8 protein-coding genes and 1 pseudogene are annotated in these 14,675 nt (G+C 39.0%); 1 reads left to right on the top strand and 8 read right to left on the bottom strand.

Translation table 11 applies throughout. From position 1 onward, the window contains the following. Positions 1-646 precede the first annotated feature (646 nt). The 8 genes and pseudogenes from C0W29_RS21190 to C0W29_RS21155 form a co-directional block, all read right to left on the bottom strand. Positions 647-1,332, bottom strand: a pseudogene (locus tag C0W29_RS21190) (IS6 family transposase). Positions 1,333-1,440: 108 nt separating this feature from the next. Continuing rightward, entirely contained in the window at positions 1,441-2,067 is a 627-nt protein-coding gene (locus C0W29_RS21185; RefSeq protein ID WP_080895415.1) for a L,D-transpeptidase family protein, read from the bottom strand. A gap of 186 nt (positions 2,068-2,253) precedes the next feature. Then, on the bottom strand, positions 2,254-6,009 hold the full coding sequence (locus C0W29_RS21180; protein ID WP_080895414.1) for an adhesion domain-containing protein: 3,756 nt from the start codon (positions 6,007-6,009) through the stop codon (positions 2,254-2,256). A 399-nt stretch (positions 6,010-6,408) separates the two neighbouring features. Beyond that, the gene (locus tag C0W29_RS21175; protein WP_146146371.1) at positions 6,409-7,428 is read right to left on the bottom strand and encodes a fimbrial protein; all 1,020 of its coding nucleotides are present in this window, start codon (positions 7,426-7,428) and stop codon (positions 6,409-6,411) included. A gap of 40 nt (positions 7,429-7,468) precedes the next feature. Beyond that, entirely contained in the window at positions 7,469-9,973 is a 2,505-nt protein-coding gene (locus tag C0W29_RS21170; RefSeq protein WP_045045271.1) for a hypothetical protein, read from the bottom strand. A gap of 59 nt (positions 9,974-10,032) precedes the next feature. Continuing rightward, on the bottom strand, positions 10,033-10,719 hold the full coding sequence (locus C0W29_RS21165) for a fimbrial chaperone (RefSeq protein ID WP_045045270.1): 687 nt from the start codon (positions 10,717-10,719) through the stop codon (positions 10,033-10,035). Then, entirely contained in the window at positions 10,712-13,099 is a 2,388-nt protein-coding gene (gene pefC / locus C0W29_RS21160) for a PefC/AfrB family outer membrane usher protein (RefSeq protein WP_052671673.1), read from the bottom strand. The genes C0W29_RS21165 and pefC overlap by 8 nt, the downstream gene beginning before the upstream one ends. 73 nt (positions 13,100-13,172) lie before the next feature. Beyond that, the gene (locus C0W29_RS21155; RefSeq protein WP_045045268.1) at positions 13,173-13,694 is read right to left on the bottom strand and encodes a fimbrial protein; all 522 of its coding nucleotides are present in this window, start codon (positions 13,692-13,694) and stop codon (positions 13,173-13,175) included. Between the two features lie 755 nt (positions 13,695-14,449). On the opposite strand from C0W29_RS21155, the gene C0W29_RS21805 reads away from it, so the two are divergent. Then, a partial coding sequence (locus C0W29_RS21805) for a hypothetical protein (protein ID WP_208019749.1) occupies positions 14,450-14,675 on the top strand: 226 nt, incomplete at its 3' end.

Raw genomic sequence — 14,675 nt, 5'->3', positions numbered from 1 at the left:
TTATAATACTCTTTTGTTTTATTACTCCTCCAAAGCATTACCATTGACTTAATTAATCCTATGAAGAATACTCAACCGTTAATGTATAATTTCATCTATTTTCAATAAATTTAGTCTCACATCTCATAAAATAAAAATCAAAAGCTGATATGACTTATTATTTTTGTTTATATAGTATTAATCCAATAAAAACAGCTAGAGATAAAAATCATATAAGGATATAAATTATGAGGACGTTAGTATTATTAACAATGTTATTTTCATCATCTTTCTCTTATTCTGGTATATTAACATTTTCAGGTTCAGTAACATCTCCTCCATGTAAAATAGAAATATCAAAGACACAAAAAATATTTTATAAAAACACAACTGATTGTGTTCCTGTTATGAAAACAACAGAAAAAAACATTTATAAAAAAAACACAAAGGATATAAAAGGAAAAATCCTAACTGTTAGTTATATTTAATACATTCTGAAATAACGATAAAATAACATCCAAATATATTTATTTTTAGTTATTTAATTCATTTAGGATATAAATAAGTTAGCGTTTAGACTCTATCAAGTAGATATAGATAAAAGAAGTATTTATGGTTCTGTCGCAAATCTAGTTGGAGGCGCGACAGACCTATCCTACAGATACAATTATACTGCGAGTGCATTAAATCGTTCAAAGGCCGTCTGACCTTCGACATCTATCTGCTCTCGTTTCAACATAGTCCACATTTCTCGTCCATGTAAGCTTGCTAAGGCGCCTTCCATTGACTTCCAACCTAGCACTTGACGCGTTTTCTGCTTAACCCAACGGTGACTTTGCTCAACAATATTGTTGAGGTATTTAATATCCAATATCTCTATCAGAGAAAGCATAAAGAAACCGGTTAACCAGAGCTGAACATTCATCGAATCAAGAGCTGCGTCGTTACTCTTACTTCCATCGATTACCACTTTGCTTGGTAAACCATTTAGAGCGATGGCCTTATTTGAAAAGGCTTTTGCCGCTGCTTTATCACGATTCGGGCTAAGATAATAATCGACCACATTTCCAAATTTATCGACGGCTCGGTAGTAATAGGTCCACTTACCCTTCACTTTGATGTAGGTTTCATCCATTCGCCACGAGTCAGACACTAGCTTCTTTTTACGCTGTGCTCTAATACGGGCGCAAATTTTATCACCCAACGATTAATAGTAGCGTGATCCACAACGACGGCACGCTCTAATTGTATCTCTTCAATTTCACGATAACTGAGTTTATAAGCGAGATAATAACGGACGGTTTCTAGAATAACTTCAGAAGGAAAGTGGCAACCTTTAAACATGAGAAAAATATCGTGATTAGTTTTGATAGCTGATTTTAGCTATTTGCTGTGAAATTTGCGACAAAACCCTTAAAAGACCAAAGTTTGCGACAGAACCCTCAAAAACCATAGTGTTTTCTAGTTGGCTTTGTAAGGATTAATTGCCTGGTACTGCACATCTATTTTTTGATAGAACTCTTCTGTCCAGCTAGGCGAACCAGCAGGAACCACTAACTTATTAATAGAAGGGTTAGTCGGAGATATTAAAACTTTAGTATTGCTTCTACCTGTATCAAACACGAGGGTAAACAATTCCTCAATGGCAGCATCCCCCATAGCTAAGCACCCAATAGACGAAGCTTTACCATGAATAAAAATATTAGTACCAGGCTCTATTCGACCTTCAATATTTGCATAATACTGGTCAAATTTATTTGGATAATTTAATTTCATTGAAAGGTGATAAGAACTATTTGGGTTAAAGCTGGTGATCTTGTATAAACCTTCCGGAACTTGTTTATCACCTTCTCTTAATTTCGGTCCCAAAACTCCGCTAGCAGCTTCAATGGAGTAGTTAGTAATCAACAAATACTTTTTGCCTTCATTAGCTGCCCAAACCTCTAATAAATTAGTATCTTTATAAGAGAGCAATGCTAACTTATTAGGTGGATAAGATATTCCTTTCGAGGTGAACTTAGTCTCTAATAAGCTTCTAGCATTTTCTCCATAACTTTCAATTGCATCTGCTACAGTTTTTTTACCCATTACCTTAACCTTAACCGGGTGCTATATAGGCCTTCCATACTGAAAGGTGACTATTGAAACAATACTTATTGATAAAACTGCAAATATAACTTTTTTCATCACTCAAGATTTCCAATGTTGATGTTGGTTCTGTCGCAAATCTAGTTGGAGGCGCGACAGAACCTAATAGCCTAATGGTATTAAATTTTATTTTATTGGTGCATACAATTCTTCAGAGGGCCAGCTTGCTCCTGGTGGATGCCTATAAAGTTCCATAGTACCGACATGTGTACCTTCATTTATGATCTCCACAGGCCACCTATTCAGTTTATCAGCTCTTTTATTCAGTAATGTCGCTATATGGGCTATTGAGTTTTCGCAAGCTGGATTAGAATGCGGCTTATCTCCATCTAGAGAAATTGAACAATAAGATAAACTCCTTGGAAACCATATCTCCAATGGTTCACGATTCATTGGCAATGCCAAAAAAAGACTATCCGGGTTAAAGCTAGTGTCAGTCGAACCATCAAGAATTTCGCCAATTGGGTCGACTTTATTAGAACCAGGATCTTTATAGCATTCAAAACCATTACCATCATCAGAAACAACCCTTAGAAATTGAAATCTCCGAGTACTCGAAGAATTTCCAATAACTTCGCCAGCTGCCGCACGATCAATCATTATCTCTTCAACAGCCCTAGCTGACTCTAGCCATTGGTTCCTAGGTACGTTAATCGGATAAAATAATTGCGTACCTTGTAAAGGCCTGCGAAGTACTAAACTAGTACTAAAGGGTACCTTCTCCGAAAAATATGTCATTGATATATAGTTTGTAGTAGAAGGAGTCGGTTGTTTAAAAGCGATGTTATCAGGGTAATCATCCCAGCTAAATTGTGCTGTAATATATAGTCCGACTACAGTCCCCATCACACCATCACAATATCCAGATGCCAATGACATATTTTGATCTTCGGTTATTCCATAATTCTTACCGTTCCACTCTACATCTATTATTATATTTGGATTCGCTGTCTTTTTTATTTCATCTACTAGCCATTGAGGACTTTTTGTACTAGGAATAATAAAAAATTCTAACGTTTTTATAGGTACATCTCTAGGGGATAGACCTACAAGCAGAGGATCTGTTCCAGTTTTATTTCTTATCATTGATAATCTATAATTACTACCATTAATATCCTCGTACTTATTTAATCGTGAGTCTATCAATAATCCGTGCTGATACAATTGTATAAACTCATCTGGATAACTCGCTCCACGATCAATTTCTAAAGTATTACGAATAACCTCCGATGGTACATAGTGACTCCGCCCAATAATCTCTTGTGCGCTAATATAACTATAATCTCTAACGGCTGACACTCTCAATTTTATTCCGCTAAGCCCTCCAGTATCATTATTTGCCATAACTGTTATTATTTGATCGGTATAAACAGATGGAGCCATATCTGTAAATTCAATAGTGTGACCAACTATATTTATTCTATAACCTGTTGGGGCATCAGCCTTGATCGAAGATGTGTCAACATAACTCGGCAAATTCACTCGAATTCCTGCTCCGGGAAACATTAATGCTCCCTCTGTCATCGCAGAACTACTTGGAAGAAATTTATCATTTGTATATGTACCATCTTCTTTTAAAATATCAAACGTTACTCCAGTTGTATCTAATGATCTCTCTACATAACAACTAGTGTAATGAGCATTATCTGACCAATCACGACTTCCATCTTGTAACGAAATAACTATATCGCCATAGTATTCAGTTTCTTTAGACATATATCTTAATGCTATTGGCCATCCCTTTGATTTAACAATATCACCTGACGGATAAGCATTATATAAGTTAGTTAAATCAGTACGCATAGGAACATTATTTACACAATACGCTAATGCATCATCTTGTGTAAAACGTCCCCATGTCTCACCATTTTCAGACCATGTTAAACCGCCAACTCCATTCGACTCTTTTGCTAATGGTGGGCGATAGTATTGCCCTTGACCAATATTAATTTTATTTGGCATATGACCATAAAAATTTGCACTATGAACATCAGGGCTAGTGAGAACACTGAATATCACTGCTTTATTCCCATAACTTTGACCGTCGATAGATGCGTTAATGATAGTCTTAACCCCTGGCCCGTTATCAGTGATCGAAAAGATCGCATTACCGTTACTATCCGTCGTTTTCGTTACGCTCGGCGCCCCATCTATTTGCGCTGTCACAGTCGCTTGTGTGCCATTTTGACGGTTAGTAGCAGATGTACCTTTAACCGTAACGGATGCTCCTGCAACTGGTCTTCCAAGGTGCGTTACATTGACCGCATAAGTTATCGTCTCACCTTTCTGAACCTTATCACGATTCACCGTAATAGTCGCCGCGCGGAACGGATAGCTATAAGTGACAGATTTAGAAACGCCACGTACTCCTGCAGCGTTGTATGGCGTTGCCACTAAGACTAGGGATTCTCCCGCCTCACCATTGGGTACAACGATACTGTTTTTTTCACTATAAACTCCGTTTCCAAACCACCATTTATAAGTAGTTTTAGCCGGTATACAGTTCGCACAAGAGCTTGTTGCTGTAACTGTTGCACCAATATCAACGATAGGTGTAGCACCAACATCAGTTATAATTGGAATATATGCGTCACCTATTGAAATAAAAATACGTCCCGTAGCGCTATTCTTTTCATCATTAATAGTATAATTAATTGCAACCAGACCTGATTTATTGCCGCCTGAGTACTTATACGTCAATATTGGGTTTGCCTTAGTTGGAGCAATAATATGCGCTGGATTTTTATCAATACTGCCATTCGTGGCAGCATCAAACGTTGCCCCAACAAAATCAACCTTAGATATATCTGACGCAGTGATATAAGAGCGTAAATCTATCTTAAAGTCGTAAGGGATATTGGATGATTTGCGATAAAACGAAGCATCTCGCGCAATCAAACCCACATTTCCAACAACAGATACCGTTGCTTTTCCTGTACTGTAACCACCTCGATGATCATGCGCAGTGTAAAACACCGAATAAGAACCAGGAACACTTGCGCTAAATGTAAAACTTTTATTCTTAAAATATGCAGTATCAACTGTATTAGTTGCTGACGTTACCGTAGCACCATCATTACTTACAACACTGATTAACTGTGGATCATCAATAGAATTTCCCCAACTATCAATATCAGCATCAGTTATAGGCAAAGTGAATATTTTACTTTCACTAGGTAATGACGAGAAAGAAACATCTGGTGTTTTAGGTGGTGTATTACCATCTGCACTCTCTGATACAGTAACATTTAATATGCCGATTTTTTTTGTTACTGGAGCGGCTGTATCATCCGATATCGTATACACCACTCTCGATAACCCCACAGTTTGTGGTGTAAATATAATATTATTATCTTCAATACGTACAGAGCCAGAGCCTAGCACAGTGACTACTTGTAGGGTTTCATCTGCTGTCAATGCAATGGGTTTTGTTAACTCCGTCGCCATAGTACCACTCACACTGATATCAGGTAATTTATTACCTGTCAGCGAAGCAAATGAAATAAGGGTTCCTGTTGTGGAAGTTGTGCCATCCGTAACGGTGTACTCGTAATTACATACACCTTGAGACTCCTGTGTGTAAATTAACTCTAAACCATTAATCTGAGGATCAGGACATGATGAACCCGTTGACATCTCACTTAACGAGCGTACGGATGCAATAGAAAGCATTTGCCCTGCTTTAGGTAACACACTTTGATAGATAGGAATACGTTTCTGCGTACCGGTTATCGCTTGTATGATTAATGGTTCCACTTGAGACACAGCCTCTAAAGGAGGCAGTAGTGGTGAAACAACTTTGGGGGGGGAATTGTCATCACCGCTCCCATTACAACCTGTTAATGCAAACAGGGCCGCTAAAAACACCATGTATTTTTTCATATAAAGAATCTCAACTTTAATTAGCAGACGAACAAAAAAAACAGATAGAAAAACTAACAGCTATAGAAATAGTTATGAATAAAACACTATGTAAATTATCTGTGCACATGCTTATAATTTCAAAAACAAATAAAGGTATTGATTACCAATATTTTATTTAGTATCCACGTTATATTCATTATGGTAAAGATGCTTACCGAGTATAAAATATATGTAATATCTTGTCATAATAGAAAAAGTTAAATACACATTTAAAAAATAAAATAAATAATTTAATTAATATAAAACGAGATAGGTGTACTAACCTGCTATCCGAATATCAGTGCTACAGTCACCTTTATTTTTGGGATTATATGATTTTAAATTTAATAATTATTTTTAATGCCATATTTACTTTCGTTAGTTATACATTACATTAATTACAACCTGAGCTTCATAATCTCCTGGAGCCACTATCGGTTGAAGTGCGACTGGTTTTGCATTAAACGAAAAATCATAATTTTTTGTGTTTGCAGGGAATAACGTTGTGTAATCAATTACCTTATTGAGTTCAATGCGTGTAAGGTTCTTGATAGAAGTTAATTCCACACCAATATCGTGGCGATTTTTTGCTTTAACAACAGCTTTACCTATAATGTTTGCATCGTTACCCAAAAAGGTAATAGTTCCTGAATATACAGAGCTATCACAATTTAGTTGCAAAGGTACTTTTGTTGAATATACCGATCCTGACACAATATCAGCAGCAGTACTAATTCCTAATATCACGGTTTGGTTCATTTGCTCCGTTGGTATTGTACATGTCACACTGCGTTTCGTTATCTGTACTGGTAACGTAAATTGCTTAATACGATAGGTTACTTGCTCAACACTTGTGCGCTTGTACACAAGAGGTAATGTTAATGCAATATTGCCTTGATAAACCCCACTCGGCTTTCCTCTAAATAGCGTCTGAATATCACCGACATCTAAAATAGGCTTAAACGCCGTAAACGGGGTTTGTGCATTGGTAAACGCAACCGTTTTAGAAAAAAACTGTGCACTGACACCACTTCCTGCTTTCATCCATACGTTGGGATTAGGCTGAGTAGCACTGCCTGCAAAGAAAGCGGTTCCATCACTCCCTCGGCCGTTCGCATTGTACTGTACACCGATGACATCGACAGGCACAACAACAGAAGCGCTTCCCCCATTTTGGGTCAGTGTTAATGTTGCAGGCGCAGAAGGTACACTGGGTTGCCACTCAGCTACTGCTTCGGGAACTGCGTTCATCCAGCCTTGCGGGACTATCCCGCCATTCTGACTGTAAGCATTATTCCATGAAAACACGCCACCATTGATATCACCGGAGAGATTAGCTGCATGTGCAGATGTCGCCGAACACAACAACAACAAAACATAACAATTAGTAAACTTCATAATTAGTTCCATCGAAAACCACCATTGGTGTGATGAGGATTTAAATTTTATTTGCTACACAGAACGCCCAACCATCGGTTTGGTATGCCGATGAGCGCCCAATAAAAGGCTCTACGTAATCTGGGTTTGATGTCGGCCAATCCACCATGATTAAGCCATAGTTATCTGGCCCCCATCCTGAGTCGGGGGTGAACACTGTTCCAAGACGAGCCCATACAGTCCAACCATTATAACTAACAACATTCGAAAACCCCTTGGCGACTACAAAATCTCGATATGCTTGACCCTCTGTTAGTACGGGAATTCTTGGTTGGGTGGTATTAACCCCATACATACTGGATGATAAGGATTGACATAACCTGCTGATTTGATCGGTATTTCCGCCCACATAATTTTCATGTAAGTTGTGTTGCAGTGTGTACTGATCTGACGCAAGGATGGTTTCACCAACAAGCTGTGCTCTTAGCCAAATCAACCCTCCGCCAATATCTTCATAATTTGGCATATGTCCATATCGATTAGCTTGCGGAACATTTGGGCTTGTTAGTGTACTGAACGTCACATCTTTCTCGATACTCTTTCCATTCGACGTTATGCTGATGGTTGATTTTAAACCGCCCTTCGGAGCCACGATGGTTAAATCGGTTTCACCTCCAGCAGGTATCACCACTGACTCCGATGCCACCAATATGCCATCTGCTCGCTTTATCTTGGCAAGATTGTCTGTCTGTGCTCGACCTTGACGGTCTAAACCGCCCGTTATCGATACCGTCGTTGCAGGAGCAGCAGAGCACGCTTGAATGGTCAGTGTCACTTCCTCTCCCTCTTTCGCTGAAGTCTTACTTAATCGCGCTGTTAACACATCAGGAGAGACCCATGATTTTCGAACAGGCAGACCTTCAACCTCTTTGGTAACACCCCCTTCGGTATACGTACCCACCGGTGTTGCCCATAACTCAAGATCATCTTCACACGGAAAATACTGAACGGTATAACCACTTTCTGTGGGACCTACTCCTGTGGTTACAGTGTCACCTGACTGGCGCCATGTCCATTTGGTTTTACTGTTGTCACACCCTGTTGCTGCATCACACGTTGCCACACCTGTTAAGGCATCCCCTGTTTCTGGTGACGCGCCTGCGGCAACACCACTTACCGTGAAAGTTGAGAACGCAGGAAGCTGATCACCTACACTGATGAAAATATTACCATCAGCAATTAACCCCGTTGCTTTATCTTTCAATTGATAAGTAATATTACTGATACCATTTGCATCACTACCGCCATAAGTATATGTAATCACCGTTGAACCATCAGCCTGAGTGGCTGTGGCCGTGTATCTCGAACCAGAAGGGGCTTGTTTACTGGTGATTTTTACCGAATTAGCCACTAACTCAAACTGCCCAACACTTGATGGGGTCATGGCAAAATTCGCGGCATCTATCTTTAACGTGCGAGAATTGGCCGTTGGCTCAAGGGAATAACGCGCATCACGCAATAATAATCCCGTTGGACCTTCAACCACGACATTTAACAGGTTGTAAGCAATATCACCTTGCCCATCACTGACTTGATAATAGATAGGGAAGACGCCTGCACGGCTTGCCGTTACCTTGATGGATAATGGCGGAACAATTTCAGCATTAATACCCAACGACGGTACGATCTTCGTTAACGTTAACCCTGATGTTCCCGCATTGCTGCCATCACTGTTTTTTGCCGTGACCAACGATATCGGGCTACCGCCATTTATCGGTGTAAAGTTAGTTAAATCATACGTTGCTTCCGCTGTCGCATTGGCCAGCGTCGCATCGCCACGCTGCGCTGTCGGGGCGACACTCACATCTTGTGTTACCGTAAAATCAACCACACCGACTTGCACTTCACCGCCAGCATCCGTGACGGTGTACATCACACGTGTTACACCCACAGCATCGCTACTGAGCGTAATCGTCTTTGCTGTTGTATCAACTGTTGGTGGCGCAGTGGCATCCCCAAGCACCAAGACTGAGGCGTTTAATGTCCCCCCAGCTGGAACTGAAATCGTCGCGGGGATATCTTCGCCAACAGCACCAATAACCCCAATCCAAGGCAATGTGGGGGTTAACGCTCCTGACTGAGAGACGGCAAAGGCTAACGTTGATTGCGCCGTGTGACCATTACTTTCTACGGTGTAATCATAAGCGCACAGGGCAGGCTCAGCGCTCTTTGAGCGTTGAGGATAGACCATGATGCTATTTTCTTGCGTTTTAGGTTGATTATCACATGCAGAAGATGAGCCTTGTCGTTGCATCACCGATTGAAGCTGACTTGGTCCATCACTCTCAATAGCCGTCTTCATGTTAATGGTGGTGGCATGCAACGGTGAAATTGGGTCCGGTAATGTAATGGGATAAACGACAGGCGCTCGCTTACCATCTGGTGTCGAAGGCGTGACCGCTGACGATGAATCATTGCCGCTTTTGCATCCAAAAAGCAGCAGTGGTGTACTTAAAATGACGCAAGTGATGATATTGCGCTGAAAGAGATGACTGTTTTTTTTCATGATGGCTAACTCGCTAAAAAAGCATATACACAGGGTGACTCATGTTTCGTATCAATACATTAGAATGAAAATGTTTGTGGTCCACCCCAATCATTAATGGCATCAAACGTTGCTTTACCCACAGGAAACGAAGGAATTCTTACCTCACTGAAAGGTTTAAATGTGGCTATTTCGTTTGATTGTTGAGATGTTAAAGCGACTTTTTTACCATTAACTTTAATGTTCACAATAGCGAAATAATAAGGCGTTGGGTTAACCACAAATGTTTTATCGTCTTTACGCTCAATCTTGACGCTTTTTTCTGCATCTAAGCGCCCCTTTTTAAGGTCTGAAGGCCGATAAATTAATTTCACCTTGGTATTCATCGCAAACGCAAGCACATTCCCGTCTTCTTTTTTCGCCTTTGGCGGAACCTCCATGACATTCAAGAAAAACAAGGATTCTTGTTGTTGAGGCAGTGTTTTATTCACATTCATTAGACGTATAATTTGTTGCTGTTTTGCTTCCACACGAAAGAACGGTGGAGATGGCACCATATAAACGTCATCTTTCGATTGATTGCTATTATCAATCCAGACTTGCCCACCATAAAGGGTATCGGCATTATTAGTAACACGCACAGGAATACTCTTATCCCCTTCGTTATAAATAAATCGCGTACCATCAAGAACAAAGGCAGCCATCGCCTGATGGCTAACACCAAGAGCAAGTAATGTAACAAGTATTTTTTTTTTGTATTTATTCACAAATAACCTCTTGCAATGTAGTAAGTCCAGTTTTTACGTGTTGCATATCAACACGGCATACCTCACCTTCATGGTGGATATTGAGTTTTTTAGGGGTGTTTTTCACATTCAGTAATAACACACCATTACGCGCAATAAAGCCGACCTGCTGTTCATCATCATCCGTAACATTACCGCCAGCTAGTACATCACCCAATCCGTTTTTTATGCGCAAAATATAACGCTCTACTTGAACCATATCGAATTGACGATAAACGATAGCTTTATCAGTAGGTACAACGTTGAATGACGTATTCAGTAATTCAATATTCTCCGGAACTTTCTCTGGATTAATCAATATTGTATTTCCATTGTAACTGTTTAAATTCACAACGGTATATCCTGCACCATTAGTCGGTAATGAAGAATTAAAGACCACATTAGGTATATCTTTAATATTCACGACAGCTACTGTATCGAAGGCAGATTTTGTAAACATCAGTCCTGTTTTTTTGGTCGCAATTATCGAACCTGAAACGCTGCTAGAAATTGACGTATTACTTTTCGTTTGACTAAGAGATACGTTAGTTTGTGCTGCATCGAATGCATAACTGATAGAGCCAGTGACGCTTCTTGCATGAGTATCGACACCTGAGTTAATGTTATAATTTAGGCGATCATTAACAACCGCAGACACCCCAGAGCCAGCTGTGAAGCCATTTGCTTTGCTATAGCCAACATGATTAAAGTTATAATGTTTTCTATCGTTTAATGAGAATGGAATACTGATACTCATTGATAACGTATAATCAGACTCGGCATGAAAGGCATTGTCAGTGTATGTGCCATTGATGTACACCGGGTACTGATTGAACAAGGTTGTATTGAGAGCAAAGCTCATACCAGTTTCGGTACTATGCTGCCCCCAGTACCGCTGTTGCCAATAGGCACCACTGATAAAATAATCATTTAATCGGTGTGATAAACGGGCTTCATACCGCGACTTTTTACGGTCAAGTAATGTGTTTTTTGTTTCTGCGGGGGAAAAGTCCGCAAATTCCACATACCCACTACTTTGATAGCGGTAAGCCAATAATTGAATATCGGTTCTATCGGTAAAACTTTTAGCATATTTAACACCGACGCTGATGCCGTTGGATTTTTCATTATTATCATAGTCCGCTGTAGCGCCAGCGACATCGCCATTAAGGGCTCCCCACTCTCCGAGAGATTTTGTCACACCAAACCCCATGCTTTGGTATTGGCTGTATAATATTGTTGCGGCACTCAATGTGTAATCAGAAAAACCATAAGACATATCCCACAACGAGAAAACGCCACCTTCAGAGGCGAAGGCATCTTTAATATCAGCGCTATTATTTTTTGCACCAATAACGAAGTTATATTTGTATTCTTCAAGGCGCAGCAATGTAGGCAGTGTTGCAATAGGGTAAATATTAACTGTTTTGCTACCACTATCACCGGTAACAGTCACGGTAATATCACCGTTACCAACCGGTGCGATATCATCAAGGGAGTAAGGTCCTGACGGTACAATTTTAGAATAGATGGTATACCCATCCTGTGTAACCGCTATACGGGATGTAGAATCTGCAATACCAGAAATAATGGGGGCATACCCACGTTGAGCCCAGGGCACCATTTCGCTATTAGAGCGTACGGATACCCCATAAAAGCCGAAATCAGCAAATAGGCTGCTGCTTGTTTGGGCGCGACCAAGTAATAAATCACCACGGATATGACTAATTGGTGTTGATAACACCATGTTATTGGTTGAGAAATCATGGCCACTATCTGAAGAGGATGCGTTGATATTGGAATCAAACCGCCACCGCCCCATATTCAGACCAACATCAACATTCCCAAAAGCTGAAAGGTTTTGTTCTGTACTTTTTGTAAAGTTACCGTTATATTTTACTCGAGCACCATTTTCACCAAAATCCCATATGGCAGCATCAGACTCATCGTAGAGATAAGCCTGAGGGATAGTAAAAGTAATCGATTGATTGTTAAGATTGAAATCAACGTTAGTGTGAGCCTCTGTTGCAAGGGAATAACATTGCTTTTGCGCATTAAAAACAGATTGATAATAAGCGGGGTTAAACATAACACCAGCTCGCTGTAACCAATCCATTGACAGACACAACACGCCTGTTTTTTCTTCTTGTTTAGAAACGGTTAATGTACGCCGACCTAAGCCTTTCCCATTCATGCGCACATCAACATCATAGACGCCAGATGGAAATCTGACATTCGCATCCAAGATACTTGGGGTAGACGTTGTACCTTGAATAAAATCCAAATTTAGCTCTGAAGAGTGAGCGCTAAATGTTAATACAGGGAATACTATACTTATGGCTACGTTTTTAATATTCAACATTTCTGAATTCACTAAAAAATAAAAGGCTAGGCAAAGTTACCTAGCCTTTTATTGGTCGTATTATTGAAAGGAATTATTTGTAAGCAACAGTGTACGCAGCGGCAGTTGTGAAGTTACCTACCACAATGCCAGATTTAAGTTGTGCGTTATATTCAAAACCATCGATAGCTTTATCTGCTGTAAAGTCAGCAGACGTAGTACCTTCTACCATATTTACCACTCCAGTTTTAGCGTTAACTGTAGAAAGAAGAACATGAGAATCAGTTGCAGTGCTTACTCCCGAAGATTTAAGACCTACTGAATCAAATGGACCAGACCATGCGATAGTTGCAGTATCAGTGTCCAATAGAGAAGTACAACCACTGCTTGTTGGATCAGCAGCTTTTAGCCTAAATTTTATAGGGCTCCCTGTCGATGATGTTGCAATACGACCCATTTGCACTGTATTACTTACAGCGCCGTCAACATCAGGTAACACTTCACACGTTTCTTCTGTTACCGAACCGATAAAAGTTACATCCGAATTTGCGTAAGCAACAGGGAAAGTAAGAGAAGAAATTACAATTGGTAATGCTTTACGAAGAAAAGATTTCATTTTTAGTTATCCTGTAATAATTGTTAATAGTGTATTGTTATTTATATATTGCTCATGCAATCATGAAGCAATAATCGTTTTTTTACCTGATGTCGTTAATATATTTTTAAACCCATATTGATATTTTTAGATGGTAATATACATGTACTCATAAAAAGTATTTCAATGACATCATCAGACCAGCACGCCACATAATAACTACTTCCAATTGAAGTACTGCAATAATACAAATTAAAAATTTTTCTCATATATAAATTAATGTAAGAATTTATCTCGAGCCAGAATTTACACAAAAGAAACGCTATAAACAATCGATATAAAGCAGAATTGTGCAATGCAATACTAAAACAAAGCAATAAGAAAACACTCACACACAAACGATAGAAATAATATATTTTATTTATTTAGAGTATTTTAAATGTTATTTGGGTATTTATATATTCCAATTCTGCATTCTCACCATTCGTAACAATCAGATCATTACATCTCCACCAAATATAAATATATACATTTAAAGTATTTATTATATTTAACGCACATACACCTCATTCTACATATGTAAAAATAGCACAAAAAACAAACAGACACATAATGAAACAAGTATCAGATGCACACTAGGAATATACACAGGTAAAACCACTTGTGATAAAATAACAAGCAAAAGAGTCAACTTATTGTGCAATATAGCGTACCATTATTCGCTATTAAGCTTAATAATAGACAAATAGATTTCTTCTAAATAAACAGAAAAAATAATGACATTTAAATTTGAAGCTAACTCATTCGGAAAATGGAAAGATGTATTATCTAACCTAGGATTTTCAGTTACGGACATAAATAAAAACGATATTTGCTATTTTTATGGTTCTCTAACAAGAAAAAAAATTACAGGTGTTGATTTTTATTTTATAAAATCAACACCTGTAAAAGTTAGTCTACAACCAAGTAACAATTTATATTTATTTATTACTTACTCTGAGT

It is taken from the genome of Photobacterium kishitanii (assembly GCF_003026355.1).
GTDB classification, from domain to species: Bacteria; Pseudomonadota; Gammaproteobacteria; order Enterobacterales; family Vibrionaceae; genus Photobacterium; species Photobacterium kishitanii.
The sequence above is the reverse complement of the archived record's forward strand: the minus strand, read 5'-3'. Positions and strand labels throughout refer to the sequence as shown.